The organism is Paenibacillus sp. FA6 (assembly GCF_051550225.1).
Lineage (GTDB): Bacteria > Bacillota > Bacilli > Paenibacillales > Paenibacillaceae > Paenibacillus_AQ.
Window position 1 is genome coordinate 1,610,932 of the sequence record NZ_CP188820.1, and the last position, 22,760, is coordinate 1,633,691.

Here is a 22,760-nt window from a genome sequence, read left to right on the forward strand (position 1 = left end):
CTTCTGGATATACTTCGTGATCAAAAGATGACTTTTTGAACAATCTTATATAGTGAATAAAATATAATTATGGAGGGATTCATGTACTTATTCAGACTAGAACGATCGTGGTAGAGAAGGGTAACTCAGAGAAGGTTGTTGAAAGATTTAGCCAAGAAAGTCCAGTAGAAGGTATGGATGGGCTAATAGATATTAGTATTCTTGTGAAAAAAAGAAGTAAAGAAAATGAAGAGGTTATGGTCATGATTCGCTGGGAATCAGAGGAAGCATGGAAGAATTGGGAGAAAAGTGATGTCCATATCCAAGGTCATCGCCAAAAGAAAGGGAATGTTACGCCTGAGTATATAATAAGCTCATCAGTGAGTATGTATGAGACGAAGAAGATCAAGCGTGGGAAAGCATTTAATAATCAATAGCACAACCTATTTCCCTCGGCGAAATGCTAGGGTGGCGTTCATAACTCCCCCAATCAGAATGATCATGGAACTAATATATAACCAAATAAGAAGGACAATAACTCCACCAAGACTTCCATAAGTTTTGGTGAATTCTCCAAATCGACTGACATAAATAGAGAAGAGCATGGATGTAGCAATCCAACCAAAGGTTGTGAATATTGCCCCTGGAAGTGCTTCTTTATAAGACATCTTTCGATTTGGAGCAATCCAATAAACTAAAGTGAAAACAATAACCATAACTAGTAATGGCACCATATATTGAAGTAGATTCCAGAGTTGATGAAGACCTTCAGGCAAATGGAATAGAAGGAACAGTTGGTCTCCTACCCAACTACCAAATACAAGCAAAAGGATACTGAGTAACACAACAATTCCGATGACCAGTGTTGCAAGAAATGAAATACCTTTTACTTTCCAAAGAGCTCTATTCTCCTCAATATCATAGGCTTTATTCAAAGCTTTAATAATCCCATTGATACCTCTAGAAGCTGCCCACAACGTAGCTAACATACCGAAAGAAAGCAACGATTGACTTCTTCCCACTGAGACCTCTTTTAGAATTTCTTCTATGATTGTTATTGCTTCAGCAGGCATAATCTCTCTCAGATCATTGATTCTATCTTCCACGGAAATATTGGCATAACCAACCAGTGTCATAATAAATATCATGAAAGGAAAAAAGGATAAGATGAGATAAAAGGTTAATTGCGCGCTGACTGATTGCACATCATTTTCTTTAATTTTGCTATATAATTGTTTGAGGAAGCCAATGGATGGGGTCACTTTTGCATGCTTCATCATTTCCTCCTCAAATAGAATAAGTCTTCTATAGATAGTTATATCTTGTTTTTGAAAATAGTAATTATGTACTTCTTATTAATTTAAGTAACGGTCTACGATACCGCTTTAAGATAAAACGTAGTATAAAATATGATATTACTGAGAATAGGATACTGTTTATGATAGATCCTTCAATGAAATAAAGACTCATGTTGCCAAGTTTACTATATTGATGGGCTGATTCAGAATAACCGAGTTCCGTAATCGGTATCTCAATGACTTCATCAAGTTGAATCAATGGGGATGAGAATAAACTCATCACGATAGTACCAGTTACATAATTTAGGTAGAACAATAAAGGCCATATGACAGTTCCAAATGTCCCCGCTATAAGAGCTGCAACGAGATTGCCACGTAGTAATTTAGCAAGCCCAACAGAAATCAACAGCCCTAGACCGAATGTAGGAAACCAGCAGTGAAAGAATCCCGCTATAAAACCAACGACTACTTGATGATCCGATTGTTTAATTCGTAACAATTTCAAACAGTTATATTTTAATTTCCGCAGAAAATGTAATTTCATTATAATGTTTCCTTTACAAGTAAGTTTATATTTATCTATTCTATCATTAGATAGGTAATAATTATAGTTGTGAGTCCTTATGAGTAAAAAGTAAAACAGTTGCCTTAATTGACAATGATAATCATTATCAGTTATAATAAGTGAAACGATTGATTCATGAGGTGAACAGAAATGATAAATAAGTTCGCAATTATCTATGCAAGTGTATCAGGAAATACGGAAGAAATCGCCGAACTGATCGCTGATGGAATTCGTGCATCAGGTGCAGAAGTTGATTTGAAAACTGTTGAGAATAGTCATGCGGAACAACTGCTTCAATATAAAGGGTATTTATTAGGTGCTTATACGTGGGGTGATGGTGAATTGCCAGATGAATTCTTAGATTTCTGTGATGAAATGGATGAGGTTGACTTACAGGGAAGCCGAGCAGCTGTATTCGGAAGCGGAGATTCTGGTTACGATATCTATTGTGGAGCTGTGGATCAATTGGAGGAGAAGCTAAGAACCTGTGGTGCAATGTTGCTTCAGGAAAGCCTTAAAATTGAGTATGGTCCGAACAAGGACGAAAAAGTCCTTTGTCGCGAATTTGGAAAAAGCTTTGCGGAAGCATGTATGTCTGTTCTTAATGATCATGAGAATACCGCATAGGAAAAACCTATTAGAATGATCTGTTTTATATATTTCCATTTGTCATAAAATAACTGTAACATGCAGGATAACTACAAGCGGAATTTGACGGATTGTTCGAAAAAGGGGGGTTCTAAGATGAGCGATTCAGTTAAAAAGAAATTTGATGAAGTGGCAAAGGACTATGACTTACAACGCAGGAAATTAATTCCTTGTTTCGATGAGTTCTATAGCGTGGCTACGGGATGCGTTCATGTTGACAAGAAGACTCCTAGAATTTTGGATTTAGGTGCAGGAACAGGACTATTCGCATCTTATGTTCGACAACGATACCCAGAAGCAAAATTGACATTGATAGATTTAAGTGAGGAGATGCTTAAGGAGGCACGGCTAAGATTCCGAGATGATCCTCAGGTGCAATATATTTCAGCGGATTATAGGACGTATCTTTTCGACGAGCAGAGCTATGATGCTGTTATTTCATCGCTATCTATTCACCATTTATCTCATCAAGATAAAAGAACTCTTTTTCACACCGTATATCATCTCTTAACAGATGGTGGAATTTTCGTTAACGCCGATCAGGCAGCTGGTGCGTCATTCGATCTCGACCATCGTTATAAAGCAGAATGGGAAGCTACGATTCGCGAGAGTGGACTATCCATCCAAATGGTTGAATCTGCAATAGAACGAAGAAAACTAGATATAAATGCATCTGTAGAAGATCAGCTGAAATGGTTGCTCGACGCCGGGTTCGCGGAAGCAGATTGTGTTTACGAATATAATGAATTCGCTGTGTTTTGCTCACGTAAATAATCGTTCATTGCTTGTTCTATGTTATATCCCCGAACTATGAATTCATAGTTCGGGGATATTTTTGTTCCTAGAAGGACAAAACAAGAGGTGTAATGAAGTGACTTTTTGTACAACCACTGTTTACCATTTACTTACCGGCAATTCATAACTAGGACATATAGAGAGGATAATAATGATGAACAAACGATACATAAATTTTCTGCTAGTACTGATTGTGGTGTTAGTAGTTGCTTGCGGGAACAATGTCAATAATAATAAGACTTCTGAGAAGGAACATAACAGCTTGGATACCATCAAAGCAAGCGGTAAGCTTCGTATCGGGACAGAAGGGACTTACGCGCCATTCTCCTATCATGATGCAAATGGCAAGTTGACGGGTTTCGACGTTGAAATTGCAATGGCGATAGCCAAGCGTATGGACGTACAACCTGAGTTTATTGAGGCACAATGGGACGGGCTTTTTGCAGGTATGGATGCTAATAGATTTGATGTTATTTTTAATGAGGTATCCATTACTGACGAACGGAAAGTCAAATATGACTTCTCAGACCCTTATATTGTCTCTAAGGCTGTTCTGGTCGTAGGATCAGACAACGAAGATATTAAGTCCTTTGCTGATCTGAAGGGTAAAAAGTCTGGTCAATCGCTTACAAGTAATCTATCTGGTATAGCTCGTGAGAATGGTGCGGAGATTGTAGCTACGGATGGATTCAATCAGTCGATTGATCTACTCACCTCAGGACGTATTGATGCAACCATTAATGACGGCTTATCTTATTTGGACTTGAAGAAACAAAAGCCGGACGTGAAGATCAAAAAGGTTGACGAAATAGAAAATGGCTCTCACAGTGCAGCGGTATTCCTAAAAGGCAATGATGAGCTGATCAAAGCGGTCAACAAAGCACTTGCCGAAATGAAGAGTGACGGAACATATCTACAAATTTCTGATAAATACTTTGGTGCGGACGTTTCCAAATAACAGGGGACTATCGGTGAATGTTTGCCAAAAGGTCCAAGAAGGATGTCTGATGAATGGATGAGCGTAAAATACAGATAGTAATCGATTCGTTGCTACCTCTTCTTAAAGCGGGGGTGGCTTTTACCATTCCACTAACTTTGATTTCATTTGCAATTGGATTATTGCTGGCTGTATTAACCGCACTTGTTCGTATTTCCCCGTGGACTATTCCAAAGATGATCGCCCGCTTTTATGTATGGGTCATTCGGGGAACTCCGCTATTGGTACAGTTATTTATCATTTTTTATGGATTACCTGCCATTGGAATTATTCTAGAGCCGTTAACGGCTGCCATCATTGGATTCTCGCTAAGTGTCGGAGCCTATTCCTCAGAAATACTACGTGCTGCAATTCTTTCGATACCTAAAGGCCAATGGGAAGCTGCCTTCTCAGTCGGTATGACTCGTGGACAAGCACTACGCCGTGTTATACTGCCGCAAGCCACACGAGTGTCGGTTCCACCGCTGACGAACACCTTCATTAGTCTGGTTAAAGACACATCGCTTGCCGCAAGTATTACTTATATGGAAATGTTCAGAACTGCACAACAAATCGTAGCTACAACCTACGAACCCCTGCTGCTGTATTGCGAAGTTGGCGTTATCTATCTGCTATTCTGCTCCGTACTGTCTACTTTTCAAAATTACCTGGAGAGAAGGCTTGCTAGATACTCTGCGAATTAAAGGAGGGGATACGCTTGATTGAGATACTTGATTTGCATAAATCCTATGGTCCACTTGCTGTATTAAAGGGGATTGATCTGAAGCTTGAGCATGGTAAGGTACTTGTCATTATTGGTCCCTCAGGTTCAGGGAAAACAACGTTATTACGTTGTTTCAACCTACTAGAGGTTCCTGACCGGGGATGTATTGTATTCGGTGATACTAAGTTGAACTTCACAGATACGAAGAAAGTGTCGGAACATAACGTTCTGGCACTGCGTAAAAGAACAGGCATGGTCTTTCAGTCGTACAACCTGTTTCCGCACATGACCGCGCTCGGTAACGTGATGGAAGGACAGGTCACAGTACAGAAGCGATCTAAGGGGGATGCTCGAAAACGAGCTTTGGCGCTATTAGATAAGGTAGGCCTTGCTGAAAAGACGGATTTCTATCCACACCAACTATCTGGTGGACAGCAGCAACGGGTAGCGATTGCTAGGGCGATGGCTGTTGATCCGGAGGTACTACTATTCGATGAGCCAACGTCCGCACTTGACCCTGAACTGGTCGGGGAAGTACTAAAGGTCATCAAGCAGTTGGCAGCAGAAGGCATGACTATGGTTATTGTCACCCATGAGATGAAATTTGCAGCTGACGTGGCGGATAAAATTATTTTGATGGACGATGGTCTTATATTAGAAAGAGGAACTCCGGAGGATGTACTTGAGCATCCGAAAAGCACCCGCGCACTACAATTTCTTAACCGACTAAAATAAAAAGAGATGCATATGTCACGATTAAATGACAATATACATCTCTTTTTTTGTGAGAGGAGTGTTCTATTTTATCCGTTTATATACATTAATCGTTAACAACAGTGCTGATGCAATGATCATTAATCCACCCACTGATGCAATAGGAATTCCGATTGATTTATTGTCTGTAGTGAAGATGAACATGCTGATGATAAGAAGCGGTAATCCGATCATGTGCAACCAATACTGGATCGTTGCGAGTTGGGTCTGCCCAGCCTCTGGATAAGCCTTATAAGTATTCATGACTGAATCACTTTATCCCATTATATTAAATTTAACGTTGGACTTGCCGCTGTCACATTTGCGTTCATCATCATTTCACTGCACCTGTATTATTCAAACCCGAATAGGTGTCTTCAATATAATTCAGAGTTTCGATATGTTTGATGACGTTGTTACCCAGTGTTGTAAGAACAAATATTAAAATAATCGCTATCAATCCTTTTTTTATAAAGTCGTGATTGATCTGCATGATGAACCTTGCAGCGAGCAGGAAAAAGGCGAATAAATAATGACCGGCATATAAGTACAAGTCAAACTTAAACACAGCAAGACCGAAGCCCACAATAATATGAAGAAGAATGGCGAAGAAGATGTAAGGGACCAGCGTCCATGTTTCTCTAGATTTGATTCCCTTGATAAATCCAAGTCCTGCCAGAATAATAAGAGTGAAGCCAATAATAGTTACATAGAATGGATAAGGACGCGTTAGGTCGGTCACGAATGCCATGATTCCCTGATCAACTAGCATCATGTCGGGTGACAGTATAGGACTGATCACTAACATATATATGGCTTTCCAATGTTGACTGAATGAAAAAGGGGCAGCATAGCTAAATCCACCGTTATTGAGACCCGTTATCCAGTTATTAATCCATGTATTTCCACCGAATAATACAGACTGCAATAAAGTAAATAGGACAACCAAAAGCAGGAATGTTAAAAGTATAGAGATGAACTTTTTGATCGTCTTGTTATCGCGCTTGTCGATCATGTTAAAGAACAAAGCTCCTATAAATGGGACGATGTTGGTCGAAGTTGCGGCAAAGTTAACGAGTGCGAATGAAGCGTTTGGTAGAACATTCGTCTTGGCAAGAACTCTGCTGTATTGCAAATACAGTACGGACAAGATGATGATAAATTGGACATAAGAATAAGAGTCTGGAATCATGGCCGTGAAAATATTGTATGAACTTACGCCGAAAAAAGCTGCGAAGAGCACAGCCAATACATTGTCAGATCCGCTTTTACGTAAGTAATAATAAATCATGATAACGCTGAGCGCATTGATAACGGATTGGATCACCAAAAAGAATAGATTTCCGAATAAAAATTTAGAAAAATACAATAGTGGACCGGATAAAAAGTTCATTAATGGATGGATAATGGAAGAATTACCCGAACCGTAATACATAGAAGGATCGAAATTAAAAATATTAAATACGAAGGGTGCACCATAAAAAGGGCTATAGCCTGCGAGATCAGCTATGTTCTGTTTCATATACATCAAAAACGGAACATTGTTTCCCAAATAAAAAAGAAGAAAGCCGATAAACAACCAACAGGCTTTGTAATTATCCTTCTTGTTCTTCAATAAATAACTCGAAAATACCATAAGTTTCCACCGATCATGTTTATTTTTGGAAAAGCTGTTACAAAATCAATAAGATTAAACCAGAAATGATAAAAGCAACACCAGCGATTTTATAAATTCCAATGGTTTCTTTAAATATCCATTTGGCAAATATCAAAGTCCAGATAAATGTGAAGGCATTGGCCGGAAGTACAAAGGTAAGGGGAAGCTCTTTTAAGAGGTAAATATTGAGCAGCGCACCGATACCATAGAACATAAAACCGGTTAAAAGATAGAAGACTTTTCTTCGGAGTGTGAAATATTTGAAAAAAACGCTACCTAGTGACCCCATCAATGTCATCATAAGTAGTAAGCCGACAAGCCAATTATTTATCATAGGATGTCAATGTCACTCCTATCCCTAATAATGCAATAGCCGCTGTGTTCTTCAAGGTAATATCCTCACCAAGAAACAGTTGTCCATAAATCAAAGCAAAGATATAACTAATGCACATTAAAGGGTAGGCTACAGACAGTTTTTCCAAAGAAAAGGCTTTGAGCATGAATACAGCACCTAATCCGTAACACAGAAATCCGATTGCCATGTATAGGAGGTGGGTGTGACCCCATTTCCAGAAAAGCTGCCCTGTGGCTGTGAGAAATGCGGAGATGATCATCAAGACTTTACCAGCATGGCGGTTACCTATTTGTTCCATCTAAGCACCTCCAAGTCCGGACTATGTAGGTTAATCAAGTATCTATTCTTTACTAACCGAAACATCGGTAAATCCGACAACGAATCAGAATACGCACAGGAATTCTCATAATCAATTTGGAGTCCTGAGTCTTTTAAATAATGGCTAATGCGTATCGTTTTCTCTTCTCCCTTGCAGTTGTTACCTTCGATTACATGGGTATAACGCCCATTATTTCGGATGAGTTCGGTTCCGATAACTTCGTCTACATAGGGCAACTTCTTGAAGTATTTCAAATAAGCATGTGGGGAGGCAGACACGAGTAGCACGTGGTAACCGTTCTCTTTTCTCTTCTTCAATTCCATCAAGGCATCTTGATAGATATAGGGTACTAGTACAGAATCATAGAAGTGTTCCAGATCGGTTTCTTCCAAAAAAGAGATGGCATGAAAATAGGATGATTTAACTTTTTCTACTTGTATAAGCCTAAGTTTGTACAACAATGTTTTTAACCCGATTTCAAACAGTTTTACAAATGCTAAAGGTCTTTTCTTGATTCCATACCATACGAACAGAAACATCGAATCTTTTCTAATAATCGTTTTGTCGATATCAAAAATTGCAATTTTGGTGTGCATGATTAATCCCTCTATGCTTTAAAAAGTTTATTCGAAAAATGCTAAAATAAAAACGACGCTGACGACATACAAGATAACGGTAACCAAAATGGGCTTATCCTCGAATAATACTTTGTCTGGAGAACCACCCTTATTCTCAATATGAATTAAGTAGAGATATCTAAAAATGCCGTAAATCACTAGTGGTATGGTCCACATTAAGTGGATCGTGCGTCCTGAAGTGAAGGTAAATAAGGAATAACTGATAATAGTGGCCGTGGTAACGATGCTGTTGAGCTGGTCTAGCAACGGAAATGAATACTTTTCTAGTACTTTCCGGTGTGTGCCTTTATCATTTTCAAGTAGAAATAATTCATGTCTTCTCTTACCTATGGCCAGGAACAAGGAGAGTAGCATCGTACAAATTAAAAACCAAGGTGTAAAAGGTACATGAATAACGAGTCCGCCTGCAATGGCACGTAGCACGAATCCAGCAGCAATGACCATGATATCAATAATGACCACATGCTTAAGAATGAAGGAATAAGCAACATTCAATGCGAAGTAGACTATTAATAGCACGGTGAACAGTGGATTCTGAAAATACGATATAATCAATGAAGCAAATAAAAGAAATCCACCAAATGTTAAAGCCACATAAGGGTTAAGTGCACCAGATGCCATCGGTCGATTCTTCTTAGTAGGATGATTCCGATCTGCTTCTCTATCTACATAATCGTTTAATATATAGACACATCCAGATATGAAGCTAAAGAGAAAAAATCCTAATAACGTATCCAAAAACGTTGTGATGTTGATCTTTTCGAAGGAAAATAGAAGGGCTGCAAAAATGAGTAGATTTTTGGTCCACTGCTTCGGTCTTAATTGAATAATTAGAAGTTTTATTGTTGAATACACTTATTTACCTCTTTCTGTATGAAAGCCTACGCTAAGAATAATGAGTTCACCTAAGATTCGGTGTGATTTATTTCCAAATGTCGACTAGAATTGGGTTATGGTCAAAATAACATGCAAGGGATTTTATGTCAAGGAGATGGATTGTAAATGAGATTTTATACTGACCCCAAGGGAGAGGCTTACGAACGCCTCATTGATTATGTAATTGAGCGGACAGTTAAATTCGTTCTTGTAGAAGCCTCTTTTGGAGACGGGAAAAGTTACGAAGAGGTCATGAATAAATTAAAGCCTTTTTTGTTGGAACAATGCAGTATGGAGGAAATGCAAGCAAAGATTGGGGCCAACTATTCCGAAGGTACATATTATATATATCGATGCTGCAAGGAAGCAGGAAATGTGTTGAAAGAGGCGGTTAATGGCTTATTTGACTGGTGCCATCCGGAAATGCCTGAAGACTTGTGTTTTGTGGATGAGAATGGAGCGGACTATCTGTACAGTATTGCCCATGAACAAATGTGTGGAATCCATTTGAACGAAGAGGAAGCGAAAAAACTGACGGATCTTATTCCAGGGTTGTTCATTGAGCTAGAATCTCATCATGACTTCGAACGATTCTTAGACGACGCCATTAAACATCAAACGGACTCCTTGTCGATCTCTTCATATCGACTTGTGGAAATTCCAGATCGCATTCGTGAATTGAAGCAACTCAAATACTTAGAAATATTCGAACAGGATATCACCAGACTTCCTCCCGCACTATTTGAGTTGCGCACGCTTACGACACTGCAGATTATGACAGCCGATCTGGAATGTATTCCGAAGGAAATTGCCAATCTTCAGCAGTTGAAAGATTTAACGATATATTGCGGTAGCTCAGATCGCACAGTACAAGGGTGGGCTCCGAAAGCCAAGTTCGATTTGTTGTTAAATCGTATTCCCCCTGAGTTGGGTCAATTAAAGAAGTTAGAATGCTTGAATATCAGTTACACAGGTATTAAAGAATTGCCTCCTGAACTGGAAAAGTTAACTCAGCTTCGCTATTTGAATGTGAGTAATAGCTTGATAAGGAAAAAGCCTACATTTTTAGCGCAAATGCCTCATTTGGAGTGTGTGAATTTATCTGACAATCTAATAGAAGAATAATAAGGAACATCGTTGTTGAAGCACAGGATAAAAAAAATAAAAGAAGTATCAAGGAACTCGAGCAGTTGAGTATAAGCGAAAAATATATCGCTTCATTACTTGTAGATTTAGAGAATCCATATTAGCAAAATCCCCTCATACATCAGTATTATTGAGTACTTTCAGTTCACGTAATATAGTAGAATTGTGAAAGTTCGTAATCTTTTTTCCAAATCTTGCAACATTTCAGAAACTACACCGTCTAGAACTATGTAAGCAAGAATTGGTAGACGACAAACAAAAAACACATACGAACTATTGGAGGAATTACAGATGACAAATAAAAACATGTTCAAAGTATTGACGACAGCAACTATTCTAGCGATGGCAGTTATGCCGTTGGCCGTAAGTGCACAAGACACTACATCGGTATCTAATAAAGATGGACAAGCACTTATTCAGAAGCAAGAGAGAATAGTTCTAGGTACAATGGGTCAGATCACAAATCTGGTGAACGATAAAACGGGTAAATTCATTACAGTAACAGGCCGCGGTCTTGCTACGACGGATCAAAGCGAAATCGTATTATCTATCACTAAAGATACTAAAATTGTAGATTCCAAAGGGAAGAGAGTTCCTTTGAAAACGATCATGGATGAGAAAAAGGTTATTAAAGCATTCTACGGTCCCATGTTGACGAAGAGTATTCCAGCACGTGGAACGGCACTAACACTTGTAGTTCAAGATCAAAGTTTTACTGCGATTAACGGTACTGTATCCGAATTGACTGACACTGGAATTGTCGTGCATGGTAAAGATATTTACTCTGCATTCGAGGATACGGTTGTGTTACACTTTGCTGACAAAACTCAGATCTTAGACCAGAATGGCAAAGTTATCAAAGCAAGTGAGATCCAAAAAGGGATGAGCGTCAAAGCATTCTACGGTCCAGCAGTTACAATGAGCCTTCCACCTCAATCTACAACGAACTATGTCGTAGTGAATACGACAATGGAAGAATCAGTACAAGAAACGAATCCAGGCACAGATGGTATCATTACAAATGTAGCAGATAACAAGTTCACTGTTATTGGGAGCCCGATGGAGCAAGGCGGTATTGATTATGTCATCCTAACGGCAGACGAGAAGACTGAAATCGTCGACGAAGACGGCAAATCATTAACGCTAGATGCATTGAAAGCTGATGTTCGTGTTGATGCATATTATGGTCCAGTAATGACAATGATCTTCCCAGCGCAGACACATGCTGATAAAATTGTTGTGAAAGCAACAGAAACGAATAAAGTTGAGGGTACAATCGTTGCTTCGGATGATTTGACCGAAGGTCAAGTATATGTAAAAATGGGCTCTAGCCAATCACCATATAAGGATGTCATTCTGAACATCACGAAAGATACGAAAGTGATCTCCATGTTCGGGGGAGCAGCAGAATTGAAAGCAGGCATGAAAGTTACGGCTTACCATTCCCCAATGATGACGAAATCACTACCAGGCATCACGAATGCAGAAATCGTAGTTATTACTCATGATGAAAGTATAGTAGCGCCTAAATAATGATAGTGTGATTGTAACTGTATCAAGCCAAGACAGCCGATCTCAATTGAGATCGGCTGTCTTTTGTATGGATTTATTAATCAATCTTCTTGAAAGTGACTGCTATTCATGTTACTATACTGAATGAACGTTCAGTATAGATCAATGCCAATTTGATAAATAATACATTGAATCGGAGTGGAAGTATGTGAACAAGAAGCAGTTGCAAAGCGAAAGTACCAAAAAGAGAGTCGCGGACGCTGCTAGAGGTCTGTTTGTTCAAAAGGGGTACAAGGCAACTTCCATTGAAGATATAGTAAGTGCAACAGGTAGTAGTAAGGGAAATATTTATTATCATTTTAAAAGCAAAGAAGGGTTGTTTCTTTTTTTGCTTAACGAATGGGATCAAGAATGGGAACGACAATGGAGAGAAAAGGAGCCGCTATACAAAACAACGACAGATAAGATGTACGGGGTTGCTGAGCAAATGGTTCTTGAAGATTTAAACCATCCACTGACCAAAGCCGCGAATGAGTTCTTCAATAACGAGGAGAAGGCAAACGATGTTGAAGAACGAATAGCCGAGATGGTGACTGGGCATCTTAAATTCTATCAAATGTTAATACAACAAGGTATTGATGATGGAGAATTCAAGCAAAGTGATGTGGAGAGCCTTTCCGTTATTTTTGAAAGTTTAACAGTAGGGCTCAGTCAGATGTCTCGAAAATCAAACCAAAAGGACGCACTAGCATTATATCATTTAGCAATTAAAGTGTTCCTGTACGGGATTGCAAAGACCCCATCTGATTCTGATTAAATAGATTTACACTACATTACATCCAGAAGAATGGGTATTTCGGGGGATTTTTCATGTCATTATTATTAAGAAATAGGGGAGCACTCTTGCTCCTTATGTTTAATATATTTCTGGTCTTTACAGGAATAGGTCTCGTTGTTCCAATCATGCCTACTTACATGACGGAACTTCATATAAGCGGAAGTACTGTAGGTATGCTAGTAGCTGCTTTTTCATTAACGCAGCTACTGTTTTCACCTTTAGCTGGAAGATTGTCGGATTCTATGGGACGGAAAAAGATTATTGTTGCAGGGATGGTTGTTTTTGCACTCGGAGAAGGGCTCTTTGGAGCTGTTAGTACGACGTATCTTCTTTTTGTAGCTAGATTTCTAGGGGGGATCGGTGCCGCGCTCATCATGCCTTCAGTTATGGCTTATACGGCAGATGTTACCTCTACCGAAGAGAGAGCGAAAGGTATGGGGTTCATTACTGCGGCGATCACAACGGGATTCATCATCGGTCCTGGGATCGGGGGAATTCTAGCCGAATATGGTATTCGTGTACCCTTCTACGCGGCGGCAATAGCTGGGGGGATAGCGGCAATAATTACCGCATTGATTCTACCTGAATCATTACCATCAGACAAGCGTAAAGCCCGTAAGCCCGCTGTGAAACAAAGCCTGACGGTTCAGTTATTGCGTTCATACCGTGAGCCTTACTTTTTAAGTCTGATTATCGTGTTTGTTTCATCTTTTGGTCTTGCCAATTATGAGACTGTTTTCGGTTTGTTTGTTGATCATAAGTTCGGTTTTACACCGAAAGATATTGCTTATATTATTACGTTCGGATCTATAGCCGGTGCTGTTGTGCAAGCAACGATATTCGGATGGATATTGAACAAGTTTGGAGAGAGGAATGTCATCTCTTTTAGTCTGATCATGGCGGGTGTATTCATATTTCTAACTCTTTTTGTACACAAATACTGGTTGATTCTAGTAGTCACTTTTATTGTATTCTTAGCGATGGATGTATTGCGTCCGGCCATTAGCACTCAGATGTCTAAGGTGGCCCCACATCAGCAAGGGTATGTTGCAGGCCTGAACTCAGCTTACACAAGTCTGGGGAATATCGCTGGACCAATCGTTGCGGGCTTTTTATTTGATATTGATATTAATTATCCATATATATCGGCAGCCATCATTCTAGTGTTATGTTTCTTTTTATCCATGAGGGCAAAAAGAGGTCAGATCGCTGAATCTGCGAGTTAAATTGTGATGTACTGAATTAAACAAGTGATAAATTGATTTTGGAGGCGCTCATTGATGAGCGTCTTTTTGAAATATAAGAAAGTATAAGATTCACAAGAATCAATTTCATAATCGCCGATGCAGCTAAATCGAGTTGCGTAATTATGAAATTGATTCTTGATACTCTAATCCTTATATTTCCGCTGAAACGGGTGCTGTCCTTGAAAAAGGACGGCGAAGCCGTTTCTACTTGTACGGATTGATCCGATTCCTTAATTGAATAAAACGAACTGAAATGGCGAAGCTACATATAGTTATGAAATACATACAGGAGGACACCATGAAAAAAGTCACCATTTCAATTGTACTTACAGTTGTGCTCTTAACAGGTTGCGGAATCTTAGGATCAGCGAACAATGCTAAGCATGTCGATATGGTCGGAATGGATCATAGTGGGATGGCAGAAGAGGCGGGTTCAACTGAAAGAGAGAATGTTAAAGCCATATTCAAGCTATCTGGGGATAAGACAGTACCGAACCAAGATACGACGATGAAGATTTCAATACAGGACAAAGAAGGTAAGACGATTAATGAATTTGATACCGTCCATGAACAGCAGATGCACGTTATTATTGTGAGTAAGGATTTGTCTTATTTCAATCATATCCACCCTGAGTATAAAGGAAAAGGCCAGTTTATGGTTACTACGCAATTTCCAACATCTGGTGAGTTCAAGATCATTGCGGATATTACACCTACGGGTATGAATGCGATGAATAAGAGTCAATGGATTACGGTACATGGTGAGCCGGTTGCCCAACAATTGATTGAACCGGAAGCTACATTGTCTCAAGTGGTGGACGGTAACCATATTACACTCTCGATAGATCACCTTATGGCGAACATGGAACTTAAGTTGAACTTCAATATTAAACATGCTCAGTCAAATAAGCCTGTAACAGACTTACAGCCTTATCTTGGGGCAGTAGGACATGTTGTCATCCTAAGTGCAGATGCAGAAAATTATTTGCACGTGCATCCTACAGATGAACAAACTTCGGGAGCAGATGCCGAATTTATGACGACTTTCCCGCAAAGTGGTGTGTATAAGATTTGGGGACAATTCCAGCGAAATGGTAAAGTGTTTACTGTTCCATTCGTTGTAAAGGTTCCGTAATGAAAAGAGCTCAGTTTCTCGGAAACTGGGCTCTTTTTAATGCATTGGAAGACGGAGAGTCAGAGTCGCTACTTCCGTCATTATTCATCTATTGTTCTTCGTTAGATGTAGGGAAAACTTCAAAGCTTATATGATGTGTTTAAACATGATATGTTAATTCTCATATTTGCGGATTACAATCACAGCATTATGTCCCCCAAAACCAAAGGAATTAGAAATCCCAATATTAAGATCAGCTTTACGAGCGGTATTGGGTACGTAATCTAGATCACAGATGGAATCAAGCTCGTACTGATTGATGGTAGGAGGAATAATGCCATCTTGAATACTTTTGACCAAGGCAATGGCTTCTAAACCGCCAGCAGCTCCAAGTGCGTGTCCGGTCATAGATTTATTCGCTGTAACGGGAACGCGGTAGGCATCTTCACCAAATAGTTTTTTAATCGCCAGCGTTTCAGAGCGGTCACCGACTAGGGTACTCGTGGCATGTGCGCTGATTACGTCCACATCCTCCGGCTGAATTCCGGCCTCACGTAGGGAGAGCTTCATAGCTTGATAAGCACCAATACCCTCGGGATGAGTGGCAACCATATGATAAGCATCGGAACTAGCTCCATAGCCGATCACTTCGCCATGAATTAGGGCGTTTCTACGCAGAGCGTGAGAAAGTGACTCAAGGATAATAATGCCGCCACCTTCACCGATTACAAACCCATCCCGCTTACCGTCAAAAGGACGGCTCGCTTTAGCCGGTTCTTCATTTCGAGTAGATAAAGAGGTCGCATTCCCAAAGCTGGCCAATGAGATTTCGGTAATCGCAGCTTCAGAACCTCCGGCAATCATAATATCGGCACCACCATAGCGGATCAGCCGGAATGCTTCGCCAATGGCTGTATTACCGATAGAGCATGCCGTAACCGGTGACATAGAGGGTCCTAATGCTCCCAGTTTAATGCTAATCATCGCTGCGGCCATGTTAGATATGAGCATTGGAATTAAGGTCGGGCTCACTCTTTCGGAACCTCGTGCGCTAAGCAGTGCACCTTGATCCATCAAGGTCTGGATTCCCCCTACACCGGAACCAACGTATACACCGAGTCTCTCTCTGTCAATCTTATTGAGCTGTAGCCCGGAATGATCCCATGCCTCTTCGGCTGCAGCCAGCGCAAACTGGCTGAAACGGTCCATCCGGCGTGCTTCTTTGCGACCAAATCTGGCTTCGGGATCAAAATCATGAACAACCCCAGCAATCTTAGTCTTAAACCCTGATGTATCAAATGAAGTAATCGGAGCAATGCCCGATTCACCTTTAAGTAGACGATCCCAAAATTGTTCTACAGTATTTCCAAGCGGTGATATCAATCCCATGCCAGTAATGACTACTCGTTCCATAGATGTTCCTCCTCAGAATAATGTATACAGGTATCTTTTCACTTTACTTATCCTATTACAAGTTATAGTTTATACTAGTATAAACAGTACTATACTAAGGCCTCAATCAGGAAGGTGGGATAGAATAGATGTCTAATCAGACGAGGCTTCAGGCATTATCGTATTTCTTAAAGGCACGTCGTGCTGCTATATCACCTGCGTCCGTAGGGCTGCCGGAAGGCACGCGCAGAAGGACTCCTGGGTTAAGAAGAGAAGAGGTCGCTCAGCTCGCAGGGGTTAGCAATACATGGTACACATGGCTTGAGCAAGGACGAGATATCAAAGTATCGTCATCCGTTCTGGATTGTATAGCAGCGGCATTGCAACTGACGAAGGATGAGCGTAATTATCTCTTCGCTTTGGCACTAGAGACCGGTTCTGGAAGTGCTCCGTTCGAACAGGAAGAGTTCTCTGTAATCAGCCCAGCGCTACAGAAAATTTTACTGGAACTCAAATATTGTCCTACGATTATATCGGACCGGCGCTGTGGGATTGTTGGCTGGAATGAAGCCGCAGCGCATGTTTTCCTGAACTTTGCCCAGCTGCCGATAGAGGAACGAAACATGATTCGATTACTATTTGTGCGTAAGGAATTTCAACGGCTGGCGGTTAACTGGGAACAGTTCGTCGGAGGCTATTTATCCATTTTTCGGGCTTATTACGGGCAGTATGTGGAGGATCGCTGGTACGACGACTTTATCGGAGAACTTAAGACACTACATCCTGATTTTAACGAGCTATGGGAGCAAAGCCAGGTAAGCTCTGCTCCGGACGTGTTGCTCGAGTTCAGACATGCCAAGGCGGGGAAAATGCTTTTTCACTTAACCTCGTTACAGGTTCATGGCACTGCAGATTTACGTTGTAGCATCTATACTCCAGCTGGGGATTCGAATACTGAATCCAAGTTAAAGCAACTTATGGAGCAGCATACGCTACACTAAAAGACTAGGATCATTACCTTTTGCTGATCCATTTCATGAATGTCCGTTAGTATCTAGTTAGGGTAGTGATGTACCAATAGCGATCCAGTGTTATAATCACGTTTGAGGAGTGATAGAGTTGAGCGTTATTCGTATGGAGAATGTAACTAAGAAATATGAGGATACACTGATTTTTCGCGATATTTATTTTCGTGTAAGCAAAGGGGAACGTATTGGTCTAATCGGACGAAATGGTGCGGGTAAATCGACTATTTTTAAGCTGATTATGGGTAAAGAAGAACCTACGTCTGGAAAAGTGGAGGTAGATCCCCAGGTTAAGATCAGTTACTTCTCTCAATTCTCAGAACTGAGTGGAGGGTTATCTGTTCAGCAAGAGTTAGAATTGTGCTTCGAGCAGGTTGGACTTATAGAGCAGGAACTCAAAGAATTAGGGGAGAAGCTAGGCCGAGTAACCGATGATGTTGAGATGGATAGACTATTAGAGCGGCAAGCAGAGCTTTTTGAACAAATGGAACATTTGGATGGATGGAATGTATCCATCGAGATCGATACGGTACTAACCAAGTTGGGTTTCGATGATAGATCGCGGAATCAGCCCGTTGATGAGTTATCTGGTGGTTGGAGAAATCGTGCCGCGCTCGCCAAAATCTTAATTGAGTTACCCGATGTTGTATTGCTCGATGAACCAACAAACTTTTTGGATTTGGAAGGACTGGTGTGGTTAGAGCAGTGGTTAAACCGCTTCAATGGAGCAATGATTCTGGTGTCCCATGATCGGCAGTTTATCGATAGAGTCGTTACGCGAACGATTGAAATTGAGAATTATCATTTTCAAGAATACGAAGGTAATTATACTGATTACATACGGAAGAAGAAGATGCGTAAAAAAGTATTAGATCGCCAGTTCGAATGGGAGGAAGAACTTCTCATTATGGAGTCTGAAGTCATTGATAGCCGCGCAAACAAGAAAACCTCAAAAGACCGACTTTCGCGGAAGTTGGCTGATATGAAGAAGCGGGTTGAGCCTCATCCTGTGAACGTGCTTATCACCGATATTTATGAGAATTTACGTTTCCCAGACAATCTATGCCAAGTGAAGGGAATCGGACAGACGTATGACGACCGATCGATATTCCAAAACATAAGCTTCGATATTCAGAAGGAAGATCGGATAGCTATCGTCGGTCCAAATGGAAGTGGGAAGTCTACGCTTATTAAAGTGCTTACTGGCCAGGAGCAACCAGAATCAGGCGAGGTCATTTGGGAGAGAGGCGTTAGTTACGCTTATTTCAACCGAATGTGGGATGAGCTTGATCTTAAGGATACCGTTAGCCATGCGGTTAATATTTCTGGACTTGGTTTAAATGCTACTAGAAAAAAAGTGAATAAATTTCTATCGATGCTGCAATTCTCGGAAATGGATCTGAGTAAAGTGATAGGTAATCTGTCTGGTGGACAACAGGCTAGAGTAGCACTGGCTAAGTGCTTACTCTCGGGGGCTGCTGTCATTATATTGGACGAGCCGACCAATCATCTTGATCTGACAAGTATACAGGTTATGGAACAGGCACTGATTCATTTCCCTGGTGCAGTAGTTACGGTCAGCCATGATCGATTCTTCATAGACAAAATCGCGACAAAGATGCTAACCTTTGACCCTAATTTGGGAGTAAGTGAGCAGAGTGTATGAACAGGTTCCATCTAAAAAAAGATAGTGAATAACATAAATAAAGGCGACTTTTCATTTAGAATCAAATGGATTGTCGCCTTTATTAATTTTGATTTATTTCACTTTATCCACCTCCATTACTATAGATTACAAAAGAAGGGAACAAAATCCTTTTTATGTTATATTAATAGAAAAAGAAAGGATGAAAAAAATGCTCAGAGAAGTAATTCAGGAAGTCAGATGTAAGTTAACACCAATGTTTCTATTTCTTTGGATTTTTACGACTGTAGCTCTGATTTCTGTTGCCGTATATAGAAGTCAGGGATATCAATTAAGAGATTCACAGGATTATTTTACATTTACATTGAATGGAGTATTGCCCATTACTTTTCCGATTATTGCCGTTTTGGTGTACGCAACTTCCTTTTCGGGAGAAGTTAGCAATCGTTATCTGACCTATACTCGTATGCGTAGACCAATAATGGAAACGTTATATATCAAACTTACTGCTAATATAGTACTAACTTGTTTATTCTTTTTTATGCTCATTTTTATTCCCTTCCTGTTTGCTTATTATATTGAACCTCATTTGGGAATTGCTAAATATGATCCAGAAGGGTTTGGATTGACAAAAGATAATATCGCAGCAGACACCTACACCCGTCACACATTCACACAACTCCTCCAATACGGCACTTTTACATACAGCATCCTATACTCGCTTTGGGTTGGAATGAATGCAGCCTTATATTCAGCAATAAGCCTTGTCCTAGTACTACTTATAAGAAATCGTTTTTTGGCATTGACGCTGCCTTTTATCATTTATTTAATTGGTAGCTTCACGCTCTCTGCATGGGGGATAGAAGATTATCGACCCAACTATGTTATCTTCCCTTTCGATCGTGTGCAAAATCCGATATGGACTGCGTTTGTTCCGTTTCTAGTTCTTACTGTTGTTCTTGTTGGGCTAATCATATATGTAAAGCGAAATTCGTCTAAAGTAGACAGCATCACATGAGGTATTGCAAAAAGATTCTTGATGAATTGCTAACTTGGAAATGGTCAATTCTTTTTATTGTTATGTTTATTTTTGCCCGAAGCCAGCGGCAACATATCATTGATTCTTCCCTATTCATTCAATCGAGATTAAATCAGTGGGATATTATAATCGGCATTACTGGTGATCCTTTTTTGTTACTTTATCTGATTCTGCCTAGTATGCTTCTCTTATCTTGTCTTACGATTAGGGAGACCTGGAAGTTAAACTACCTGGTACGTGTGCAAAGCTGGTGGAAATGGGTTATGTATTCGGTAAAAAGTTATAGTCCATTCGTTCTGGTCTGTATAACGTTGTTGTTGATTATCTCAATTTTACTGACTGCAGGGCTACCTTATGATACGAATTGGAGCTCTTATAGTTCAGCAGATCTTTCTACTTTTAATTATATAAGTTCGTTTTCCAAGCAATCCGGTTTGCCACCTTACGTAGTTCTGATGCTTCAACTGTGCTTACTTATTATTTTTCTTCTATCCGTACACGCTTTCATTGCGGCTATGTATCTTTATTTCTCCAATCTGTTGTATTTAGGGATTAGTAGTTTTATTATTTTATTTTATATTTTGGCAGCTTTTAGATATTTACGTGAGTTTCCGAAGCTGAATGCCTTTAACTATATGACAGTTCATTCAACTTACGGTGCGTACCGTGCTGTTTATCCAGCATTTGTAATCTTAATTGGAATTCTAATAACTAGTATCTATGTTGTACCTCTGCTAAAAAAATGGCGGTTGTTGTCGATCGAAATATGGATTAAAGCACGCTATCCTTATGTAGGTTATGCATTGTTATGTCTGCTAGGCATCACCAGTCCATATCTTAATCCGTGGGAGAAATCGGTTACGGTGTGGGATACTCTATATCTTCGTTTCTATGGTGTTTCGCCCGAAGGTGGGTTTTCTTTATTATCTTTTATGTTCTATGTTGTTGTATTTATGGGCTTTGTGTATCTGTTCCAGGTGTACATTACGGAATATTTGTCTGGTCGTTTCTATTACATTGCGATCCGACATCGATCACTTCGCCATTGGTTCGCTCGTCTAGGAAGCCGAATTGCACTGGGTGCCGTTACATTGCTTATTGGATTAATTGTTCTGACCATAGTCGTCGGTCTAACTTCTGGGCAAACCCTTGATCTGAAAATCACGGTACAACCTGATGTGAATTTCAATCAAGTATTGTATCATTTTCTGTTCAATGGCTGGTTGCAAATCATGAATGGGATCATGATTGTATTTATCACTGCCTGGCTGTCCAAGGATGCGTCCTATAGTCTTATTGCGCAGGCTGTGTTGGTACTTATCATTTTACCGATGATCAATGTCGGGAGCTGGCTACCGGCAGGACTCAATAGTATGGGATACGTTAGTGGACAGTGGGAGGATTTACTTCGGATTACAGGATTGCTTGTCGTATATCTTCTAATCGAATTAGGCGTGATACTGTATTTGTTTAGTAAGAGAAATGCGGAGATAGGAAATTTCTAAGGACAGGGGACGATGAGATGAAGTTGATCGAGGTTGTGAATGTTAGTAAATCATTCAAAGGAAACCTATTGCTAAATCAGGCAAATGCAACTTTTGAACAAGGGAAAATATATGGAATTACAGGTCCGAATGGTTCGGGGAAATCCGTTTTGTTTAAGCTAATCTGTGGATTTATCAATCCGGATCAGGGGGAAGTGTATATTCATCCCCAATATCGCAGTAAGCACGCTGATTTCCCAAGTAACTTTGGAATTATAATCGATCGTCCTGGTTACTTAGCGGGGCAAACTGGTTTTGAGAATTTAAAGAGATGGGCAGAAATTCAGCACAAGATTACTGATCAGGATATTGAGAGTACGATGCGTCTTGTTGGATTAGATCCTACTGCTCGCCAAAAGATGAAAAGCTATTCGTTAGGAATGAAGCAAAAAATTGCGCTTGCCCAAGCGATTATGGAGAATCAGGAAGTGCTGATTCTGGACGAGCCTTTTAATGCGTTAGATATCGATAGTGTGAAGATTATTCGCGAGCTGCTCCTGAATTATAAGCAAGAAGGGAAAACGATCATCCTGACAAGCCATAATCAGGAAGATATTGATCTACTGTGTGATCAGGTTTTTCAAATCCGTAATCAAAAATTAGAAATTGTAGAGCCACTACTTCAATAGTATTGACAATATTAAATATTATTCATATAATACCCATTAAGATAGT

The 22,760-nt window shown here is 40.0% G+C and carries 25 protein-coding genes; 16 read left to right on the top strand and 9 right to left on the bottom strand.

Translation table 11 applies throughout. The features are described from left to right. Nucleotides 1-77 precede the first annotated feature (77 nt). The gene (locus ACP8HI_RS07400) at nucleotides 78-416 is read left to right on the top strand and encodes an antibiotic biosynthesis monooxygenase (RefSeq protein WP_438351739.1); all 339 of its coding nucleotides are present in this window, start codon (nucleotides 78-80) and stop codon (nucleotides 414-416) included. A gap of 6 nt (nucleotides 417-422) precedes the next feature. On the opposite strand, the gene ACP8HI_RS07405 is transcribed toward ACP8HI_RS07400, so the two are convergent. Continuing rightward, entirely contained in the window at nucleotides 423-1,259 is an 837-nt protein-coding gene (locus ACP8HI_RS07405) for a YihY/virulence factor BrkB family protein (protein ID WP_438350470.1), read from the bottom strand. Nucleotides 1,260-1,320: 61 nt separating this feature from the next. Beyond that, on the bottom strand, nucleotides 1,321-1,821 hold the full coding sequence (locus tag ACP8HI_RS07410; protein WP_438350471.1) for a DUF2062 domain-containing protein: 501 nt from the start codon (nucleotides 1,819-1,821) through the stop codon (nucleotides 1,321-1,323). Between the two features lie 174 nt (nucleotides 1,822-1,995). Here ACP8HI_RS07410 and ACP8HI_RS07415 point away from each other — a divergent pair, with 174 nt between their 5' ends. The 5 genes from ACP8HI_RS07415 (at nucleotide 1,996) to ACP8HI_RS07435 (ending at nucleotide 5,720) form a co-directional block, all read left to right on the top strand. Beyond that, nucleotides 1,996-2,469: a flavodoxin gene (locus ACP8HI_RS07415; protein WP_438351740.1), complete on the top strand. Its 474-nt coding sequence runs from the start codon at nucleotides 1,996-1,998 to the stop codon at nucleotides 2,467-2,469. Between the two features lie 117 nt (nucleotides 2,470-2,586). Beyond that, the gene (locus ACP8HI_RS07420; RefSeq protein ID WP_438350472.1) at nucleotides 2,587-3,264 is read left to right on the top strand and encodes a class I SAM-dependent methyltransferase; all 678 of its coding nucleotides are present in this window, start codon (nucleotides 2,587-2,589) and stop codon (nucleotides 3,262-3,264) included. Between the two features lie 172 nt (nucleotides 3,265-3,436). Next, complete coding sequence (locus ACP8HI_RS07425; RefSeq protein ID WP_438350473.1) at nucleotides 3,437-4,243, top strand: amino acid ABC transporter substrate-binding protein; 807 nt, start codon at nucleotides 3,437-3,439, stop codon at nucleotides 4,241-4,243. 53 nt (nucleotides 4,244-4,296) lie between these two features. Continuing rightward, the gene (locus ACP8HI_RS07430; protein WP_438350474.1) at nucleotides 4,297-4,965 is read left to right on the top strand and encodes an amino acid ABC transporter permease; all 669 of its coding nucleotides are present in this window, start codon (nucleotides 4,297-4,299) and stop codon (nucleotides 4,963-4,965) included. A 14-nt stretch (nucleotides 4,966-4,979) separates the two neighbouring features. Next, on the top strand, nucleotides 4,980-5,720 hold the full coding sequence (locus tag ACP8HI_RS07435; RefSeq protein ID WP_438350475.1) for an amino acid ABC transporter ATP-binding protein: 741 nt from the start codon (nucleotides 4,980-4,982) through the stop codon (nucleotides 5,718-5,720). Between the two features lie 63 nt (nucleotides 5,721-5,783). Here ACP8HI_RS07435 and ACP8HI_RS07440 read toward each other — a convergent pair whose 3' ends face one another. From ACP8HI_RS07440 to ACP8HI_RS07465, 6 genes are all read right to left on the bottom strand, one after another. Further along, the gene (locus tag ACP8HI_RS07440) at nucleotides 5,784-6,002 is read right to left on the bottom strand and encodes a hypothetical protein (protein ID WP_438350476.1); all 219 of its coding nucleotides are present in this window, start codon (nucleotides 6,000-6,002) and stop codon (nucleotides 5,784-5,786) included. Nucleotides 6,003-6,072: 70 nt separating this feature from the next. Then, complete coding sequence (locus ACP8HI_RS07445) at nucleotides 6,073-7,260, bottom strand: DUF6080 domain-containing protein (RefSeq protein WP_438350477.1); 1,188 nt, start codon at nucleotides 7,258-7,260, stop codon at nucleotides 6,073-6,075. A gap of 151 nt (nucleotides 7,261-7,411) precedes the next feature. Continuing rightward, nucleotides 7,412-7,696, bottom strand: a complete 285-nt coding sequence (locus ACP8HI_RS07450) for an EamA family transporter (protein ID WP_438350478.1) — start codon at nucleotides 7,694-7,696, stop codon at nucleotides 7,412-7,414. 22 nt (nucleotides 7,697-7,718) lie between these two features. Beyond that, nucleotides 7,719-8,048: an EamA family transporter gene (locus tag ACP8HI_RS07455; RefSeq protein ID WP_438350479.1), complete on the bottom strand. Its 330-nt coding sequence runs from the start codon at nucleotides 8,046-8,048 to the stop codon at nucleotides 7,719-7,721. Further along, complete coding sequence (locus ACP8HI_RS07460) at nucleotides 8,036-8,665, bottom strand: HAD family hydrolase (protein ID WP_438350480.1); 630 nt, start codon at nucleotides 8,663-8,665, stop codon at nucleotides 8,036-8,038. Before ACP8HI_RS07460 ends, ACP8HI_RS07455 begins: the two co-directional genes overlap by 13 nt. A 27-nt stretch (nucleotides 8,666-8,692) precedes the next feature. Further along, the gene (locus tag ACP8HI_RS07465; protein ID WP_438350481.1) at nucleotides 8,693-9,562 is read right to left on the bottom strand and encodes a decaprenyl-phosphate phosphoribosyltransferase; all 870 of its coding nucleotides are present in this window, start codon (nucleotides 9,560-9,562) and stop codon (nucleotides 8,693-8,695) included. Between the two features lie 147 nt (nucleotides 9,563-9,709). On the opposite strand from ACP8HI_RS07465, the gene ACP8HI_RS07470 reads away from it, so the two are divergent. The 5 genes from ACP8HI_RS07470 (at nucleotide 9,710) to ACP8HI_RS07490 (ending at nucleotide 15,461) form a co-directional block, all read left to right on the top strand. Then, a complete protein-coding gene (locus ACP8HI_RS07470) occupies nucleotides 9,710-10,708 on the top strand; it encodes a leucine-rich repeat domain-containing protein (RefSeq protein ID WP_438350482.1) in 999 nt (332 codons plus the stop codon). A 312-nt stretch (nucleotides 10,709-11,020) separates the two neighbouring features. Then, the gene (locus ACP8HI_RS07475) at nucleotides 11,021-12,262 is read left to right on the top strand and encodes a peptidase (protein WP_438350483.1); all 1,242 of its coding nucleotides are present in this window, start codon (nucleotides 11,021-11,023) and stop codon (nucleotides 12,260-12,262) included. A 187-nt stretch (nucleotides 12,263-12,449) separates the two neighbouring features. Next, the gene (locus ACP8HI_RS07480) at nucleotides 12,450-13,058 is read left to right on the top strand and encodes a TetR/AcrR family transcriptional regulator (RefSeq protein WP_438350484.1); all 609 of its coding nucleotides are present in this window, start codon (nucleotides 12,450-12,452) and stop codon (nucleotides 13,056-13,058) included. Between the two features lie 53 nt (nucleotides 13,059-13,111). Further along, nucleotides 13,112-14,305, top strand: coding sequence for an MFS transporter (locus ACP8HI_RS07485; protein WP_438350485.1), 1,194 nt, complete (start codon nucleotides 13,112-13,114; stop codon nucleotides 14,303-14,305). Nucleotides 14,306-14,624: 319 nt separating this feature from the next. Further along, entirely contained in the window at nucleotides 14,625-15,461 is an 837-nt protein-coding gene (locus tag ACP8HI_RS07490) for a hypothetical protein (RefSeq protein ID WP_438350486.1), read from the top strand. A gap of 153 nt (nucleotides 15,462-15,614) precedes the next feature. Here ACP8HI_RS07490 and fabF read toward each other — a convergent pair whose 3' ends face one another. Continuing rightward, a complete protein-coding gene (fabF, locus tag ACP8HI_RS07495; protein ID WP_438350487.1) occupies nucleotides 15,615-16,853 on the bottom strand; it encodes a beta-ketoacyl-ACP synthase II in 1,239 nt (412 codons plus the stop codon). Between the two features lie 128 nt (nucleotides 16,854-16,981). Here fabF and ACP8HI_RS07500 point away from each other — a divergent pair, with 128 nt between their 5' ends. The 5 genes from ACP8HI_RS07500 (at nucleotide 16,982) to ACP8HI_RS07520 (ending at nucleotide 22,714) form a co-directional block, all read left to right on the top strand. Beyond that, entirely contained in the window at nucleotides 16,982-17,833 is an 852-nt protein-coding gene (locus ACP8HI_RS07500) for a helix-turn-helix transcriptional regulator (RefSeq protein WP_438350488.1), read from the top strand. A 118-nt stretch (nucleotides 17,834-17,951) separates the two neighbouring features. Further along, nucleotides 17,952-19,523: an ABC-F family ATP-binding cassette domain-containing protein gene (locus ACP8HI_RS07505; RefSeq protein ID WP_438350489.1), complete on the top strand. Its 1,572-nt coding sequence runs from the start codon at nucleotides 17,952-17,954 to the stop codon at nucleotides 19,521-19,523. Nucleotides 19,524-19,713: 190 nt separating this feature from the next. Then, complete coding sequence (locus tag ACP8HI_RS07510; protein WP_438350490.1) at nucleotides 19,714-20,520, top strand: ABC transporter permease; 807 nt, start codon at nucleotides 19,714-19,716, stop codon at nucleotides 20,518-20,520. Then, complete coding sequence (locus tag ACP8HI_RS07515) at nucleotides 20,517-22,046, top strand: hypothetical protein (RefSeq protein ID WP_438350491.1); 1,530 nt, start codon at nucleotides 20,517-20,519, stop codon at nucleotides 22,044-22,046. The genes ACP8HI_RS07510 and ACP8HI_RS07515 overlap by 4 nt, the downstream gene beginning before the upstream one ends. Nucleotides 22,047-22,063: 17 nt before the next feature. Beyond that, the gene (locus ACP8HI_RS07520) at nucleotides 22,064-22,714 is read left to right on the top strand and encodes an ABC transporter ATP-binding protein (protein WP_438350492.1); all 651 of its coding nucleotides are present in this window, start codon (nucleotides 22,064-22,066) and stop codon (nucleotides 22,712-22,714) included. The last annotated feature ends 46 nt before the right edge of the window (nucleotides 22,715-22,760 follow it).